The following is a 15,961-nucleotide window of genomic DNA, read 5'->3' as shown; positions in this document are numbered from 1 at the left end:
ATGAGTAGGAATCGGACGTACCGCTGTCTGAACTGTCTGGATCACACCGTGAGCCGGGAGTTCGACACGTCGCACCTCTCGGTGACGTGTCCGAACTGCGGCTCGTTCGAGCGGTTCGTCAACGACGCGGTGTTTCAGCAGTTCCGCGCGTTCGAGGAGTCGCCGCCCGCGGAGCTCGACTGGGCGCGGCTGGACCGCACGGAGAAGTTGATCGTCTCGGAGCGGCTCGTCCGCTCGACGAAGACACTGGCCGACTTCGACGTCGTGGAGGGGGAAGCGACGGTCGGCGAGGACGAGGCAGCGGCCGGAGACGGGGAGGCTGTAGCCGAGGACGGGGAGGCAGCGGCCGGAGATTGAGTCAGCGCGCGTACAGCTTCCCGCCGACGAGCGCCGCGAGCCCGTCGCCGTCGTTCGGGGTGACGGCCACGTACGGCCGGTCGACTGGGCCGAAAACGTCGACGACGCGGCCGACCGTCGAGAGCGACTCGTCGACGACGGCCGAGCCGATCCGCGGCGGCTCCTCGCCGCGGTCGCCGCGGGCGATCGCGAGCCCCCCGGCGGTGCGGACCACGGTACCGACTCGCCGCATCGTCACTCGCGGATGACCCCGAGGTAGGCGGCGACCGCCTGCACGAGGTCGTTCTTCGCGGTGTCTTCGGTGCCGCGCACGACGACCGCGCCCCGCGGCTCGAACTCGCGTGAGTACGTCTTGTCGCGCTCGATCACAGCGTCGTAGCCGACTTGCTGGACCGCCTTAGCGATCTCGTCGACGGTGGGCTCGGAGATCGCGAGGTCCGCCGGCACGCGGCGGCCCTCCGAGCGCGACCGCTCGGCGTCGAAGTACGCGGGATAGACGACGTTCTCGACCATACCGGAGAGGCGAGCGCGCGGCCTAAGGTCGTTTCGGACCCGCGCGGCCGCAGACGCCGGGCGACCCGCGTCGCGGCCGCGGTCCCGCACCGGCGTCGTGGCACCCGGTTACGACGTTCTGAACTCGAATCTTGCGCCGCCGGACTCGCCGGTCACCGCGCGCGCCTCCCACCCGTGAGCCTCGGCGATACGTTCGCTGATCGCGAGCCCGAGGCCGGTCCCGTCCTCGTCCGTCGTGAAGCCGGTGTCGAACACGCGCTCCGTCTCCTCGGGGAGTCCGCAGCCGTCGTCCTCGACGAAGAACCCGGTCCCTCCGTCGCCGTCCGATCGGGGCGAGGCCTCGCCCACGCGGACGGTGAGGTCCTCCGCAGCGCACCCGTCGTCGACGGTGGTCGGTCGGCCGCCGGCGGACCCGAGTTCGACGCTCTCGCCGGGCTCCGCCCGGCCGTCAGTCGGGCCGTGCTCGACGCTGTTCCGGAACACGTTCTCGAAGAGCTCGCGCGTTCTGGCGGGGTCAGCGTCGAGGGTCACGTCCCCTTCCACGACCAGCTCGGCCCCGCCGGTGTCGACGCTCGCCCAGGCGTCTCTCGCGAGCGCCGCGATCGAGGCGCGCTCCGTCTCGCCGACCGACCGGCCCTGTCTGGCCAGCGAGAGCAGGTCGTCGACGAGCTCGCCCATCCGCTCCAGCGCCTCGCCCGCCTTGGGGAGGTGAGCCGTGTCGCCGGTGTCGCTCGCGAGCTCGACGTACCCCTGCGCGACGCCGAGCGGGTTCCGGAGGTCGTGCGAGACGATGCTCGCGAACTCGTCGAGCCGCTCGTTCTGCTCCCGGAGGGTGGCCTCGCGCTCGCGCCGGTCCGTGACGTCCGTGTAAATCGCGTACCCGGAGGCGTTCTCCGCGTCGAGCCGGATCGGGATGACGTGCAGGATGAAGTGGCGGAGTCCGTCCGCCGTCTTCCGGGTCACCTCTCGCCGGACGTTCTCGCCGCGTTGGAGCCGCTCGTTGAGGTCGATTGCCTCCTCGACCGCGCCGTCCTCAACCGGGACGATGTAGTCGTCGAGGGACTCGCCCCCGACTGCCTCCGCGTCGTAGCCGAACGTCTCCTCGAAGGCGTCGTTGACCCGGTGGACGACCGGTTCGCCGTCGACGTAATCGTACGCGACCGCGGGGTCCGGGACGTTCGAGAACAGCGCGAGCAGGCGGTCGCGCTCGCTCCGGAGCGCCTCGTCGGCCCGGATCCGATCGAGGGTCTCCTCGACGTGAGAAGCGAGCAGTCCGGCGAGGCGTCGATCGGCCTCGCTGAACCCGTCCGGGTCGTCCGTCACCAGTTGGAAGACCGTGTCGTCGCCGACGGGAAGGGTGAGAACCGTGTCGTACGGGCTCTCGGCGTTCGGATTCGGTTCCACGACCGGTTCGCCGGTCACCGCGACGGTCCCGGCGGCCCCGCTCCCGACTCGGACGCGGTTGCAGTCCTCGATCGGAACCTCGGCCGAGGCCGCGATCGGCTCGATCCACTTCCCGTCGCGCACGCCGACGAGGCAGTGGTGCGGCGGGAACACCTCGTCCGCGACGGCGATCGCGGCCCGGTGCGTTTCCTCCACGGACCGGACCGACGCGAGTCGCGTCGCCCCGGCGTTGAGTCGCTCGACCCGCGAGGGCGGTCGGGACGGATCGGACCGGACTGACCCGTCGCGCGCGAGGAGCCACCGGACGGTCGCCGCCACGTCGGCGGTCGTCGTCGACACGGCGTCGACGGTCGGGGCCGTCGCCACGTCACCGGCCGGGTCGTCTACGAGGGCGACGACCGGGAGGGACTCGCGGCCGTCGCGGACGCGAGCGAGCCCGGCGGCGTCGCTGACGACCGCGAGGTCGACGTCGCGCAGGCTCTCCTCGTCGACCTCGTTCGGCTCTGCGGATCGCGCTGTCGCGTCGTCGGGGAGATCGGCTGAGATGTGAGCATCGGTAGCGAGGACCAGTACCACCGGTCTTTCGCTCGGCGCGGCGTTCACTGTGCTCCGGTAACGGGTCGACGCGATGATAAGTATTCCCTTCGTCGGGGGAGCTCGAGACGCCCCGACTCGCGGGCCGCCGACCCGGCGCGACCCACCCCGGAACCCTTTTGCACGAACACGGGTCACGTTCCTGTAATGAGCGATCTCGAAGCGGAGTACCGTCTCGACTACTTCGAGGAGGAAGGGTTCGTCCGGAAGGAGTGCACCTCCTGCGGCGCGCACTTCTGGACCCGAGACGGCGACCGCGAACTCTGCGGGGAGCCGCCCTGCGAGGACTACAGCTTCATCGACGACCCCGGCTTCCCGGAGCCGCGGTCGCTGTCCGAGATGCGGGAGGCGTTCCTCTCATTCTTCGAGGAACACGGCCACGAGCGGATCGACCCGTACCCGGTCGCGGCGAACCGCTGGCGCGACGACGTCCTCCTGACGCAGGCGTCGATCTACGACTTCCAGCCGCTCGTCACCTCGGGGCAGACCCCGCCGCCGGCGAACCCCCTCACCATCTCGCAGCCGTGCATCCGGATGCAGGACATCGACAACGTCGGCAAGACCGGCCGGCACACGATGGCGTTCGAGATGATGGCCCACCACGCGTTCAACACGCGCGAGGAGGTCGACGAGGGCGAGTACGCCTACCACGGCGAGGTGTACTGGAAGGACGAGACGGTCGCGTACTGCGACGAGCTGTTCGAGAGCCTCGGCGCCGATCTGGACGAGATCACCTATATCGAGGACCCGTGGGTCGGCGGCGGCAACGCCGGGCCGGCGATCGAGGTCATCTACAAGGGCGCCGAGCTGGCGACGCTCGTCTTCATGTGCATGGAGCGGGACCCGGACGGCGACTACGAAATGAAGGACGGGAACACGTACTCGTTCATGGACACGTACATCGTCGACACCGGGTACGGGCTCGAGCGGTGGACGTGGATGAGCCAGGGGACGGCGACCGTGTACGAGGCCGTCTACCCCGACGCGATCGACTTCCTGAAGGAGAACGCGGGGATCGAGCACACGGAGGAAGAGCAGGCGCTCGTCCACCGCGCCGCGAAGCTCTCCGGTCGGCTCGACATCGACGACGTCGACGACGTGGAAGACGCGCGCGGCGAGATCGCCGACCGGCTCGACGTCGACGTCGACCGGCTCCGCGAGCTCGTCGAGCCCCTCGAATCCATCTACGCGATCGCCGACCACTCGCGGACGCTCGCGTACATGTTCGGCGACGGGATCGTCCCCTCGAACGTCGGCACTGGCTACCTCGCCCGGATGGTGCTCCGGCGGACGAAGCGGCTCGTCGACGAGGTCGACGTCGACGCCCCGCTCGACGAGCTCGTCGACATGCAGGCCGAGCGCCTCGGCTACGAGAACCGCGACACGATCCGCGAGATCGTCCGCACCGAGGAGCGGAAGTACCGCGAGACGCTCGAACGCGGCTCCCGCAAGGTGGAGTCGCTCGCCGACGAGTACGCCGGCACCGGCGAACCGATCCCGACCGAGACGCTCCTCGAGCTGTACGACTCCCACGGGATCCAGCCGGACATGGTCGCCGACATCGCGGCCGAGCGGGGCGCGACGGTCGACGTGCCGGACGACTTCTACGGGCTCGTCGCCGACCGCCACGAGGAGGCGGACGCCGACGAGGCGGAAGACGCGGCCGACGAGCGGCTCGGCGACCTCCCGGAGACGGAGAAGCTGTTCTACGACGACCAGGGCCGAACCGAGTTCGAGGCCGTCGTCCTCGACGTCTTCGAGCGCGAGGACGGCTACGACGTCGTCTTGGACCAGACGATGTTCTACCCCGAGGGCGGCGGCCAGCCCGCCGATCGCGGGCAGCTCACCGCCGGCGAGACGACGGTCGACGTCGTCGACGTGCAGGAGGAAGGTGGCGTCGTGCTCCATCGAACCGACGCCGACCCCGGCAAGGGGGAGTTCGTCAAGGGCCAGGTAGACGGCGACCGCCGCGACCGACTCCGCGCGCACCACACGGCGACGCACCTGATCGGCCACGCCGCCCGCGAGGTGCTCGGCGAACACGTCCGGCAGGCCGGCGCGCAGAAGGGGATCGACTCCTCGCGGCTCGACGTCCGCCACTACGAGCGGATCACCCGCGAGGACGTCAAGCGGATCGAGCGCGTCGCCAACGAGCTCGTCCGCGACGACGTGCCCGTGCGCCAGGAGTGGCCCGACCGCAACGAGGCCGAGGCCGAACACGGCTTCGACCTCTATCAGGGGGGTGTCCCGCCGGGAACGAACGTCCGGCTGATCCACGTCGGCGACGCTGACGTGCAGGCGTGCGCGGGCACTCACGTCGACCGGACGGGCGAGATCGGCGCCGTCAAAGTGCTGAAGACGGAACCCGTCCAGGACGGCGTCGAGCGGATCGTATTCGCCGCGGGCGGCGCGGCGATCGAGGCGACCCAGCGCACGGAGGACGCGCTGTACGACGCCGCGAGCGTGCTCGACGTCGACCCGCTCGACATCCCCGAGACGGCCGAGCGGTTCTTCGAGGAGTGGAAGGCGCGCGGCAAGGAGATCGAGTCGCTGAAAGAGGAGCTCGCCGCCGCGCGGGCCTCCGGCGGCGCCGACGCCGAGGAGGTCGACGTGGGCGGTGCCGCGGCCGTGATCCAGCGGCTCGACGGCGACGCCGACGAACTGCGCGCGACCGCGAACGCGCACGTCGACGACGGGAAGGTCGCGGTCGTCGGGAGCGGGGCGGACGGCTCCGCGAGCTTCGTCGTCGGCGTCCCCGACGGCGTCGACGTCAACGCTGGACAGGTCGTCGCCGACCTCGCCGGCCGCGTGGGCGGCGGCGGCGGCGGACCCCCGGACTTCGCGCAGGGCGGGGGCCCCGACGTCGACGCCCTCGACGACGCGCTCGCGGCGGCGCCGGACGTGCTTCGGAGCCTCCAAGAGGCCTAACCCACCCGCGAGTTCACCATGCCACACGCGAACAACGGCGGCGTCTCGGTCCGCTACGAGGTCGACGCGCCGGACGCGGGCGATCCCGACGAGGCGGTCGTGTTCTGCGGCGACGTCGGGCTCGGCGCCTGGCAGTTCGGCTGGCAGCACGCCGCGCTGGCGGGGCCGCACACGGTGATAACGCCCGAGACGCGCGGGGTCGGCCGGTCCGACGCGCCGCCCGGCCCGTACGCGGTCGAAGACCTCGCCGCCGATGTCGACGCGGTATGCGCCGCGGAGGGGATCCGGAACGCCCACCTCGTCGGATACGGCCTCGGCGGGATGGTCGCGCTCACGGCCGCGCTCGCCTCCTCGCGCCCGGCGAGCCTGACGGTCGTCGGCACGCCGCCCGCGGGCGACGCTTACAACCCCGACGGCGTGTGGGCCGATCCCACCGACCCGGCGGCGGTGGAGGGATCCCTCCACGGCCTGCTCTCCGTCGACTTCCGCGAGGCGCACCCCGACGCGCTCCCGCGGATCGCCGAGTGGCGGCTCGCCGAGGACGCCGACCGCGAGACGTTCGAGGCGCACCGCGCGGCCGTCGAATCGTTCGACGTCGCCGACCGGCTCTACGAGGTCACGACGCCGACGCTCGTCGTCCACGGGACCGACGACGCCGTCTGTCCGGTGTCGGCGGCGAAGACGCTCGCGGAGGGGCTCCCCCGCGGCAAGCTCCACGTGGTCGAGGGCGCGCGGCACTTCGTCGGCGTCGAGGCGTCGGCCGCGGTCAACGACGCGCTGGCCGGGTGGCTCGCGGAGCACGGCGCCGACCCGCTCTCCGGGTGACCCGTTCGGTCCCCTCGGATCGACCCCTCCCGGACGCCGGTAGCGCTTCCCGCCGCCGCAACCGTTTTGCGTCCGTCCCGCCTCGGTGCGGGCAATGACACGGCTTCGGTTCGCCCTGCTGAACGCGGCCCACGACGGCGCCGACACCCGGCGGAACTTCCGACGGGAGCTCGACGCCGACCTCGTCGAGTTCGACGCGGTCGACGGACACCTTCCCGACCACACCGACTTCGACGGCGTGGTGGTCACCGGCTCGCGGTCGTCGGTCTACTGGGACGAGGCGTGGATCCCCGCGCTCGTGGACTACGTCGCGGACGCCGCCGAGGCCGGCGTCCCGGTGCTCGGCGTCTGTTACGGTCACCAGGTGCTCGCGGAGGCGCTCGGCGGGCGCGTGGCGGGGATGGACGGCTTCGAGATCGGGTACAACGCCGTGCGTCGGCGCGGCGACGACGAGCTGTTCGACGGGATCGACGAGGAGTTCACGGCGTTCACCACCCACGGCGACGCGGTGATCGACCTCCCGCCGAGCGCGACGCTGCTCGCCGAGAACGACCACGGCGTCCACGCCTTCCGCGACGGCCACTGCTGGGGCGTGCAGTTCCACCCGGAGTACGACGTCGACACCGCCCGCGAGGTCACCGAGGGGAAACGCGAGCGGCTCGGCGACGCCCGGGTCGACGCCGTTCTCGACGGCATCACCCCGTCGGCGCACGAGGCCGCCTGCGAGGTGAAGGGCCTGTTCGACAACTTCACCGAGTACGCCCGGCGGCTGCGATCGGAGCGCGAGTCGCGGGCGGCGGCCGACGACTGAGCGGTCGCGCCCCGGCGGCCGCGGCGCTGGTTCGGCCCTGCAAAGCGGGACGCCGCGCGGGTCGAACACGCTTATACCGCTCCCGCCCGGAACCACGGTATGAACGTAGTACCGGACACCAGTGCGGTCGTCGACGGCCGCGTGTCCGAACGCGTCGCGGACGGAACCTACGAGGGGGCGACGGTCCTCGTCCCCGAGGCCGTCGTCGGAGAGCTGGAGTCGCAGGCGAACGACGGGCTGGAGTCGGGGTGGGACGGCCTGAGCGAGCTCAAGCGCCTCGCCGACCTCGCCGACGAGGGGACGATCGAGCTCCGGTACGTCGGCGAGCGCGCCGACGGGGACGCCCGATCGCACGCCCACGAGGGCGACGTCGACGCCCTGATCCGCGACATCGCGGCCGACCACGACGCGACGCTCCTCTCGAGCGACATCGTCCAGGCGGAGGTCGCCCGCGCGAAGGGGATCGACGTCGAGTACGTCGAGCCGGTCGCCCGCGGCGTCGTCGACGAGCTTCCGATTCAGGAGTTCTTCACCGACGAGACGATGTCGGTCCACCTCAAGACGGGGACGAAGCCGAAGGCGAAGCGCGGTGCCCTCGGCGAGATGCGGTACGAGATCATCGACGAGGAGCCGACGAGCGAGGCGCAGATGGACGAGTGGGCGACCGCCATCGTCGACTTGGCCCGCCAGTCCAACGAGGGGTTCATCGAGCTCTCCGACGACGGCATGGACATCGTCCAGTTCAGGAACTACCGGATCGCGGTCGCGCGACCGCCGTTCGCGGACGGGATCGAGGTCACGGCGGTCCGCCCGATCGCGAAGACGACGCTCGACGACTACGAGTTCGCCGACGAGCTCCGCGAGCGGTTCAAAGAGCGGAAGCGCGGCGTCCTGATCTCCGGGTCGCCCGGCGCCGGGAAGTCGACGTTCGCGCAGGCGGTCGCGGAGTTCCTCAACGACAGCGATTACGCCGTGAAGACGATGGAGAAGCCGCGCGACCTCCAGGTCGGCCCGGAGATCACCCAGTACGGCGCCCTCGGCGGCGAGATGGAGAACACGGCTGACTCGCTCCTCTTAGTCCGCCCCGACTACACCATCTACGACGAGGTGCGGAAGACGAACGACTTCGAGGTGTTCTCCGACATGCGGATGGCAGGCGTCGGGATGGTCGGCGTCGTCCACGCCTCCCGCGCCATCGACGCGCTCCAGCGGCTCGTCGGCCGCGTCGAGCTGGGGATGATCCCCCAGATCGTCGACACCGTGGTGTACATCGAGGCCGGCGAGGTCCACACGGTCTACGACGTGACGACCGAGGTGAAGGTGCCCGCCGGACTCACCGCCGAGGACCTCGCCCGCCCGGTCATCCAGGTGTCGAACTTCGAGACCGGCCGTCCGGAGTACGAGATCTACACGTTCAACCGACAGGTCGTCACGGTCCCGCTGAACGACGAGGACGGCGAAGGCGAGAGCGAGACCGGCGTCGGTCGCATCGCCAAACAGGAGATCGAACGCGAGATCCGCTCGGTCGCGCACGGCCACGTCGACGTCGAGCTCAGGGGGAACGACGAGGCGGTCGTGTACGTCTCCGAGGGCGACATCGGCACCGTCATCGGCAAGGGGGGCGGCCGCATCAGCGACATCGAGAACCGGCTCGGCATCGAGATCGACGTCCGCACCCACGACGAGAAGCCGGAGGATTCGCGCGGCACCGGTGCCGGCAGCCGCGGCGCGGCCGGAGGGGGAGACGGCCGAGGCGGACAGGTCGGCGAGGAGCGCGGCACCGTCGTCCAGCCGGAGATCACGTCCCGGCACGTCGTCATCGACGTCGACGACGGCGTCGGCGAGACGGTGGAGGTGCGCGCGGACGGCGAGTACCTGTTCACCGCCACCGTGGGGCGCGGCGGCGAGGTGCAGGTGTCCCGCGGCTCGGCCATCGCCGAGGAGTTGGAGGACGCGATCGACCGCAAGCGAACCGTGACGGTCGTTCCGGCTCGCTGACGCGGCCGATACGCCGCGTCTCGCCCGCCGATATCGGCGTCGTTCGACTCCCCGAGGTTCGTCGATCGTCGAACTTTATCCCTCCTGAAAGATAACGCTTTTTTGGCGGTGGTCGGAACGTCACTGCATGTCAGACGAGTTAAAGCGCGGGCTCGAAGGCGTCCTCGTCGCGGAGTCGGAGCTGAGCCACGTCGACGGCGAGGTCGGCAAGCTCGTGTACCGTGGGTACGACATCGAGGACCTCGCTCGCGGCGCGAGCTACGAGGAGGTGCTGTACCTCCTCTGGCACGGTTCGCTGCCGACGCGCGAGGAGCTCGACGCGTTCGCCGCGAACCTGGCCGCGGAGCGGGCCGTCGACGACGACGTCCTCGAGACGGTCCGGACCCTCGCCGACGCCGGCGAGCGGCCGATGGCCGCCCTCCGGACGGCGACCTCCATGCTGTCGGCGTACGACCCCGACGCGGACACGGACGACGACGATGTCACGGAGACGGCCCGCCGGCAGGGCCGTCGGATCACGGCGAAGGTCCCCACCGTCCTCGCGGCCTTCGAACGCGCGCGTCAGGGCGAGGCGCCGCTCGCCCCGAACCCGGACCTCTCGTACGCCGGGAACTTCCTCTACATGCTCACCGGCACAGAGCCCGACGCCGTCAGCGAGGAGACGTTCGACATGGCCCTCACGCTCCACGCCGACCACGGGCTCAACGCTTCGACGTTCACGGCGATGGTGATCGGATCGACGCTGGCCGACGTCTACTCCGGCGTCACCGGGGGGATCGGCGCGCTCTCCGGCTCGCTCCACGGCGGCGCGAACCAAGACGTGATGGAAGTGCTCTACGAGATCGACGACTCCGCGAAGGACCCGGTCGCGTGGGTGAAAGACGCCCGCGAGAACGGTCGGCGCATCCCCGGCTTCGGCCACCGCGTGTACAAAGTGAAGGACCCGCGGGCGAAGATCCTCCAGGAGAAGCTGCGGGACCTCTCCGAGTCGTCAGGCGACACGAAGTGGCTCGACTACACCACCGCGATCGAGGAGTACCTCACCGACGAAGGACTGTTAGACAAAGGTATCGCGCCGAACGTCGACTTCTACTCCGGCTCCGTCTACGACTCGCTCGGTATCCCGGTCGACATGTACACGCCCATCTTCGCGATGAGCCGCGCCGGCGGTTGGATCGCCCACATGGTCGAGTACCAGGCCGACAACCGCCTCATCCGTCCGCGCGCCCGGTACACCGGCCCCGAGAGCGCCGAGATCGTTCCGATCGACGAGCGGTAGACGGAGCGGCAGCGGTCTCTCGCGACGCGGCCGACCTCTAAACCGAGCGACCTACGCGCCCCACCGCTCCCGGGCGAACTTCGTCAACAACGGGAGGTCGTCGAGGTGGAGCAGCTTCGCCATCGCGGCCTTGTTCCCCTGATTCGCCTGTTCAAGCGTGTTGTCGTCGGTCCGGCGGAGGTCCTCCATGAACCGGTCGTACCGCTCGTTCGGCGCGAGGTACAGCAGTCGGGTGAGCATCAGCCGGGCGCGCATCCGCGGGGCCACGTCCCGGTGCCAGAGCCGCTCGTAGACGGCGAGGCTCTCGGCGTCGAGGCGCCGCTCCGAGTCGGTGAGACACCGGTCGATGGTGGCGGCCGCGGCGCGGGCCGACTTCATCCCCTTGTGGATCCCCTCGCCCCACAGCGGGTCGATGGTGGGCACGGTATCGCCGATCGCGAGGAACCGGTCGGTGTGCATCTCGTCGGGCATCTGGATGTGCGCGGAGCCGCGGTGGATCGTGTCGTCGATCTGTTCGGCGTCCGCGAACCGGGGATCGCGCTCGATCCAGTCGTTGAGGTAGCCGTCGACGGTTTTCCCCTCTTCGGCGAACTCGCGGTGGCGGTCGTTCTGGATGTAACAGATGCCGACCTTCGCGGTGTCCTCACCGGTCGCGAAGATCCACGAGTAGCCGCCGGGGGCGATGTCGTGGTCGAGCCGGAGCATCATCGCCCGCCGCAGGTCGGCGTACTCGGGGTGGTTCATCTCGACGCCCTCCATCTCGTACTCGATGCCGATCGCCTGGTTCTCCCGTTCGAGGTCGACCACGTCGAGCGCGCTCGCGATCGGCGCGGCCGGGCCGGTGGCATCGACCACCACCTCGGCGTACACCTCCTCGTCGCCGTCGTACCGAACGCCCTCGACGACCCCGTCGTCGTCGAGGATCGGGCGGGAGACGCGCGAGTCGAACCGGTACTCCGCGCCGTTCTCGCGGCCGTCCTCGACGAGGAAGCGCTTGAAGTCGGCGAACTCCAAGACCGCGCCGGGCTGGTAGCTCTCGTAGTAGCTGTTCGGCGACTCCAGGACCACGTCGTCGGTGTACGACATCACGACGTCGTCGGGGATCCCGAAGGCCGACATCATCGACGGGAAGGTCCCCGCGGTCGACTTGTTGCTCTGGCGGGGGAACTCGGCCTCCGGCTCCGTTTCGAGAACGACGACGTCGTAGTCGCGTGTCGCCAGGTCGCGGGCGCACTGCGCCCCCGCTGGTCCGGCGCCCGCGATAACGACGTCGTAGCGATCAACCATATACAACGTAATTCGGACCCACGTAATTAGGCTTGCTGAAACCGGTCACGAACAGGGCGTGAGCCGGCTCCGTCGCCGGAATTTGGCTCTCGGCCGAGGTCGGAATGTCGGGCGCTTCGGCGGTCGCCGGTCGTCAAAAAATCGGTCGCGAAGACGGACGGCGGCGTCAGTAGAACTCGCGGACGAGGTCGGTCGCGCCCTCGGGCGCGCCGTCCGGGATGACCGACATGTCCTCGTCGACGCCGTGCTGTTCGTGGTACGGCACCGACTCTTCGTTCTGGTAGATGACGCCCTGGTGTTCCTTCTCGGAGTCGAGGATGACGTCTTTCGCGTCGCCGCGGTCGGTCGGGTCGTGGTCCGTCTCCTTCAGGTCGACCAGCGAGTCGCGGAAGTAGTCGTACGTGTCGACGTCGTTGAAAGTGACGCACGGCGAGTAGACGTTGACGAAGCCGAACCCGTCGTGCTCGACCGCCTTCTGGATGATCTCCTGGTGGCGGAGCGCGTCGGAGGAGAACGACTGCGCGATGAACGTCGCGCCCGACGCCAGCGCCAGCGCGTGCGGGTTGACCGGGGGCTGCTTCGGCCCGTCGGGGGTCGTTGACGTCTCGAAGTCCTCGCGCGAGGTGGGCGACGCCTGCCCCTTCGTCAGCCCGTAGATGCGGTTGTCCATCACGACGTACGTCATGTCGACGTTGCGCCGGACGGCGTGGACGAAGTGGCCCGCGCCGATGGAGTAGCCGTCGCCGTCGCCGCCGGCGACCATCACTTCGATGTCGGGGCGGGCCATCTTGACGCCGGTCCCGACCGGAAGCGCGCGTCCGTGAACGCCGTGGAGCGCGTAGCTGTGCATGTACGTGCCGATCTTGCCGGAACAGCCGATGCCGGCGACGACGAAGGTGTTGTCGGGGTCGTTGCCCGTCTCCGCGAGGGCCTTCATCATCCCGTTCATGGTGCCGAAGTCGCCGCATCCCGGGCACCACGTCGGCTGCTTGTCGGACTTGAAATCGGTGAATCGAATGTCTGAGCTCATTGGTTACGCCTCCGCCCCCTCCGCGAGGGTCGCTTTGATCTCCGCTGCGAGTTCGTCGGCCTTGAATCGCACGCCGTTGTACTTGTTCACGCGGTCGACGCGCGCGAGCACGTCGTGCTCGACCAGGTCCGCGAACTGCCCCTGTTCGTTGCACTCGACGACGACGACGTTCTCCGCGGCCTCGACGTCGTCGGTGAGGTCCGGCCGCGGGAAGACGTACGGCACCGAGAGCACCCGCACGTCGAGCCCCTCGTCGTCGAGCATCTCGACCGCCTCGGCGAGCGCGCCCTCGTTCGACCCCCACGTGATCACGAGCGTGTCGGCGTCCGCGTCGCCGAACTCGCGCGGGCTCCAGTCCTCGCGCTCGCGGGCCGTCTCGACTTTCTGGTTGCGCTTGTCGACCTGTGCGACGCGCATCTCGGTGTCCTCGGTCCGGCGGCCCTGCTCGTCGTGTTCGAGCCCGGTGGACATGTGCGCGCCGTCGGCGGTGCCGGGGAACGCCCGCGGCGACACCCCGTCGTCGGTGATCTCGTGGGGCTGGAAGCCGCCGGAGTCGCTCATGTGGCCGTCGATGTCGGCCTCGTCGACGACGAAGCCGCGGTCGACCTCGACCGCGTCCATGTCGAACGTGTCCGGGGAGAACGTCTGCTCGGTGACCGCCATCGAGAGGTCGGCGGTGAGGTAGACGGGGAGCTGGTACTTCTCGGCGAGGTTGAACGCCTCGACCGTCTTCCAGAAGCACTCGTCGATGGTCGTCGGCGCGAGCACGAACCGCGGCACCTCGCCGTGGCCGCCGTACAGCATCTGGTTCAAGTCGCCCTGCTCCTGTTTCGTCGGCATCCCGGTCGAGGGGCCGGAGCGCATCACGTTACAGATGACGAGCGGCGTCTCCGAGGTGGCGATGAGCCCGAACGTCTCCGTCATCAGGTCGATCCCGGGCCCGGAGGTCGCGGTCATCGACCGCGCGCCCCCGCGGGCCGCGCCGAGCGCCATGTTGATCGCCGAGAGCTCGTCTTCGGCCTGCACGACGTGGCCGCCGTAGCGCTCGATCCGGCCGGTGAGGTACGTCATCACGTCGGTCGCGGGCGTGATCGGGTAGCCGGCGTAGAAGCGGCAGCCGGCGGCGATGGCGCCCATGCCGATGGCCTCGTCGCCGTTGAGGAGGACGTAGTCCTCGTCGGTGGTCTCTAAGTCGTAGTCGAACTCGTGGTCGTACTCCTCGCCGACGTACGACCGCCCCGCGCGGGCGGCCTCCTTGTTGTTGTCGACGAGCTTCTGGCCCTTGTCCGCGAATCGCTTCTCCAGGGCGGAGTCGAGGTTCTCGATGGGGAACTCGGCGACCTCGCAGGCCGCGCCGAGCGCGACGACGTTCCGCATGATCGCCCCGCCGGCCTCCTCGGCGAGCCGCTTGAGCGGGACGTCGATCCCGGTCATCTCCCCGGGGATCTCGACGTCCTGCATCGTGGTCCGCTCGCCGTCGTAGATGATCACCGACCCCTCGTGGAGCTCGTCGAGGTTCTCCTCGATGGTCCGGGGGGTCAACGCGATGAGCACGTCGAGCCGGTCAACGACGCTCTGTACCTTGTCGACGGAGGTTCGCACCTTATAGGCGGTGTAACCGCCACGGATCCGCGAGGCGAAGTCCTTCGACGTGAACACGTGTCGACCCGCCCGAGAGAGCGCTTGCGCGAAGATCTTCCCGGTCGAGTCGATGCCGTCGCCGGCCTCCCCGCCGACGGCCCAGTTGAAGTCCGCAGCCATGCTATGTCGCAGGTTTCGCCGGACTCATCAAAAGACTTCTGGAAGGAGCTACCAGCGGCTTTTCAAACATTCGTCCATATTTAATCGTATATATGGATATACAACAAAAAATCCCCATCTAAACCCGCCTCAGATGGACGTTCGTTTTCCATTTTTCCTCACGATCGACCCTCTGCGTCGCAGTCGGTTTTCGACGTTCGTCGAATCCCGAGCGCCCGTCACCGGCCGGTCGTCTCAGACGCGGGCAACACCGACGCGGACGGGAACACGTTTGTGTCCGCCGACCGGATCTGTCGTATGGACACGACAGCGACGGTCAGCGCGGTCGAGGCGGTCGGCCGCGACACGTACGCCCTCCGGTTCGACGCGCCGGACGGGTTCGCCGCCGAACCCGGTCAGTTCGTCAGGCTCGGCACCGAGATCGACGGCGAGTCGGTCGCCCGCTTCTACACCCTCTCGTCGCCCACGGTCGGGGACAGCTTCGAGGTCACGGTCGGCATCGATCCCGAGGAGGGCGGCGAGTTCTCCGCGTTCCTCGCCGACGCGGAGGCGGGCACGGAGATGACGCTCTCGGGCCCGTTCGGCGACCAGCACTACGACGGCGAGCCGCGAGCGGTCGTGATCGCGGGCGGCCCGGGCGTCGGCCCGGCGGTCGCCATCGCGGAGCGCGCGCTCGACGACGGCGCGGAGGCCGCGGTCGTCTACCGCGACGACGACGTGTCGCACGCGGACCGCTTGGACCGGCTGAAGGAGCGCGGCGCCGCGATCCACCTCCTCGACGCCGACGAGGAACTCGACGACGCGGTCGCCGAGGCGCTGACGGGCGTCGACGGCGAGACCGTCTTCGTGTACGGCTTCGCCGATTTGGTGGCCGACGCCGAGGCCGCAATCGACGCCGCCGGCGGCGACGCGGACGCCGCGAAGGTCGAGAACTTCGGCTAGACGCAGTTCGGTACGTTTCGGTTGAACGTTACTGAATCGCTGGTCGGGGATCGACGGAGAACACCGCCAAAGCCCCAGGCGCGAGGCGGGCGCACGCTCGCTGCGCTCCTCAGTCGTTCGCTGCGCTCACTCCTTACGGTTCTTGTGTCGCCTCCGCCCGCCTCGCGCCTGCCCCTTTGAATCCCACCCGTCCGCACCGTCCCGCACCTCAACCTCCCCAGCCTCGTCAGTC

13 protein-coding genes are annotated in these 15,961 nt (G+C 69.5%); 7 read left to right on the top strand and 6 right to left on the bottom strand.

Features of this window, described 5'->3' with window-relative positions:
• A complete protein-coding gene (locus DJ81_RS07900; RefSeq protein ID WP_094589214.1) occupies positions 1 to 357 on the top strand; it encodes a hypothetical protein in 357 nt (118 codons plus the stop codon).
• Between the two features lies 1 nt (position 358).
• On the opposite strand, the gene DJ81_RS07895 is transcribed toward DJ81_RS07900, so the two are convergent.
• The 3 genes from DJ81_RS07895 to DJ81_RS07885 form a co-directional block, all read right to left on the bottom strand.
• On the bottom strand, positions 359 to 589 hold the full coding sequence (locus DJ81_RS07895) for an H/ACA ribonucleoprotein complex subunit GAR1 (RefSeq protein ID WP_094526644.1): 231 nt from the start codon (positions 587 to 589) through the stop codon (positions 359 to 361).
• Between the two features lie 2 nt (positions 590 to 591).
• Complete coding sequence (gene srp19 / locus DJ81_RS07890) at positions 592 to 870, bottom strand: signal recognition particle subunit SRP19 (protein WP_094525392.1); 279 nt, start codon at positions 868 to 870, stop codon at positions 592 to 594.
• A 108-nt stretch (positions 871 to 978) separates the two neighbouring features.
• On the bottom strand, positions 979 to 2,877 hold the full coding sequence (locus DJ81_RS07885; protein ID WP_094589212.1) for an ATP-binding protein: 1,899 nt from the start codon (positions 2,875 to 2,877) through the stop codon (positions 979 to 981).
• Positions 2,878 to 3,015: 138 nt separating this feature from the next.
• Between DJ81_RS07885 and alaS the strand changes: the two genes are divergently transcribed.
• From alaS to citZ, 5 genes are all read left to right on the top strand, one after another.
• Complete coding sequence (gene alaS, locus DJ81_RS07880; RefSeq protein ID WP_094525394.1) at positions 3,016 to 5,796, top strand: alanine--tRNA ligase; 2,781 nt, start codon at positions 3,016 to 3,018, stop codon at positions 5,794 to 5,796.
• An 18-nt stretch (positions 5,797 to 5,814) separates the two neighbouring features.
• Positions 5,815 to 6,621, top strand: a complete 807-nt coding sequence (locus tag DJ81_RS07875; RefSeq protein WP_094589210.1) for an alpha/beta fold hydrolase — start codon at positions 5,815 to 5,817, stop codon at positions 6,619 to 6,621.
• A 94-nt stretch (positions 6,622 to 6,715) separates the two neighbouring features.
• Entirely contained in the window at positions 6,716 to 7,432 is a 717-nt protein-coding gene (locus DJ81_RS07870; RefSeq protein ID WP_094525396.1) for a type 1 glutamine amidotransferase, read from the top strand.
• A 99-nt stretch (positions 7,433 to 7,531) separates the two neighbouring features.
• Positions 7,532 to 9,430, top strand: a complete 1,899-nt coding sequence (locus tag DJ81_RS07865) for a PINc/VapC family ATPase (protein ID WP_094525397.1) — start codon at positions 7,532 to 7,534, stop codon at positions 9,428 to 9,430.
• Between the two features lie 127 nt (positions 9,431 to 9,557).
• Complete coding sequence (citZ, locus tag DJ81_RS07860; protein WP_094525398.1) at positions 9,558 to 10,709, top strand: citrate synthase; 1,152 nt, start codon at positions 9,558 to 9,560, stop codon at positions 10,707 to 10,709.
• 51 nt (positions 10,710 to 10,760) lie between these two features.
• On the opposite strand, the gene DJ81_RS07855 is transcribed toward citZ, so the two are convergent.
• From DJ81_RS07855 to DJ81_RS07845, 3 genes are all read right to left on the bottom strand, one after another.
• Complete coding sequence (locus DJ81_RS07855) at positions 10,761 to 11,996, bottom strand: digeranylgeranylglycerophospholipid reductase (protein WP_094525399.1); 1,236 nt, start codon at positions 11,994 to 11,996, stop codon at positions 10,761 to 10,763.
• A gap of 166 nt (positions 11,997 to 12,162) precedes the next feature.
• Positions 12,163 to 13,026, bottom strand: coding sequence for a 2-oxoacid:ferredoxin oxidoreductase subunit beta (locus DJ81_RS07850; protein ID WP_094525400.1), 864 nt, complete (start codon positions 13,024 to 13,026; stop codon positions 12,163 to 12,165).
• A gap of 3 nt (positions 13,027 to 13,029) precedes the next feature.
• Positions 13,030 to 14,787, bottom strand: coding sequence for a 2-oxoacid:acceptor oxidoreductase subunit alpha (locus DJ81_RS07845; protein WP_094589208.1), 1,758 nt, complete (start codon positions 14,785 to 14,787; stop codon positions 13,030 to 13,032).
• Positions 14,788 to 15,084: 297 nt separating this feature from the next.
• Between DJ81_RS07845 and DJ81_RS07840 the strand changes: the two genes are divergently transcribed.
• On the top strand, positions 15,085 to 15,729 hold the full coding sequence (locus tag DJ81_RS07840; RefSeq protein ID WP_094589206.1) for an FAD-dependent oxidoreductase: 645 nt from the start codon (positions 15,085 to 15,087) through the stop codon (positions 15,727 to 15,729).
• The last annotated feature ends 232 nt before the right edge of the window (positions 15,730 to 15,961 follow it).

Origin of the sequence: Halorubrum sp. Hd13 (assembly GCF_002252755.1) — an archaeon.
Classification (GTDB): domain Archaea; phylum Halobacteriota; class Halobacteria; order Halobacteriales; family Haloferacaceae; genus Halorubrum.
This window is presented reverse-complemented; position numbering and strand designations above follow the sequence as displayed.

Bases quoted from the DNA above. Each gene is read 5' to 3' on its own strand.
- DJ81_RS07865 (WP_094525397.1), top strand. From the start codon at position 7,532: ATGAACGTAGTACCGGACACCAGTGCGGTCGTCGACGGCCGCGTGTCC.
- DJ81_RS07875 (WP_094589210.1), top strand. From the start codon at position 5,815: ATGCCACACGCGAACAACGGCGGCGTCTCGGTCCGCTACGAGGTCGAC.
- DJ81_RS07845 (WP_094589208.1), bottom strand. From the start codon at position 14,787: ATGGCTGCGGACTTCAACTGGGCCGTCGGCGGGGAGGCCGGCGACGGC.
- DJ81_RS07855 (WP_094525399.1), bottom strand. From the start codon at position 11,996: ATGGTTGATCGCTACGACGTCGTTATCGCGGGCGCCGGACCAGCGGGG.
- alaS (WP_094525394.1), top strand. From the start codon at position 3,016: ATGAGCGATCTCGAAGCGGAGTACCGTCTCGACTACTTCGAGGAGGAA.
- DJ81_RS07870 (WP_094525396.1), top strand. From the start codon at position 6,716: ATGACACGGCTTCGGTTCGCCCTGCTGAACGCGGCCCACGACGGCGCC.
- DJ81_RS07900 (WP_094589214.1), top strand. From the start codon at position 1: ATGAGTAGGAATCGGACGTACCGCTGTCTGAACTGTCTGGATCACACC.
- citZ (WP_094525398.1), top strand. From the start codon at position 9,558: ATGTCAGACGAGTTAAAGCGCGGGCTCGAAGGCGTCCTCGTCGCGGAG.
- srp19 (WP_094525392.1), bottom strand. From the start codon at position 870: ATGGTCGAGAACGTCGTCTATCCCGCGTACTTCGACGCCGAGCGGTCG.
- DJ81_RS07840 (WP_094589206.1), top strand. From the start codon at position 15,085: ATGGACACGACAGCGACGGTCAGCGCGGTCGAGGCGGTCGGCCGCGAC.
- DJ81_RS07895 (WP_094526644.1), bottom strand. From the start codon at position 589: ATGCGGCGAGTCGGTACCGTGGTCCGCACCGCCGGGGGGCTCGCGATC.
- DJ81_RS07850 (WP_094525400.1), bottom strand. From the start codon at position 13,026: ATGAGCTCAGACATTCGATTCACCGATTTCAAGTCCGACAAGCAGCCG.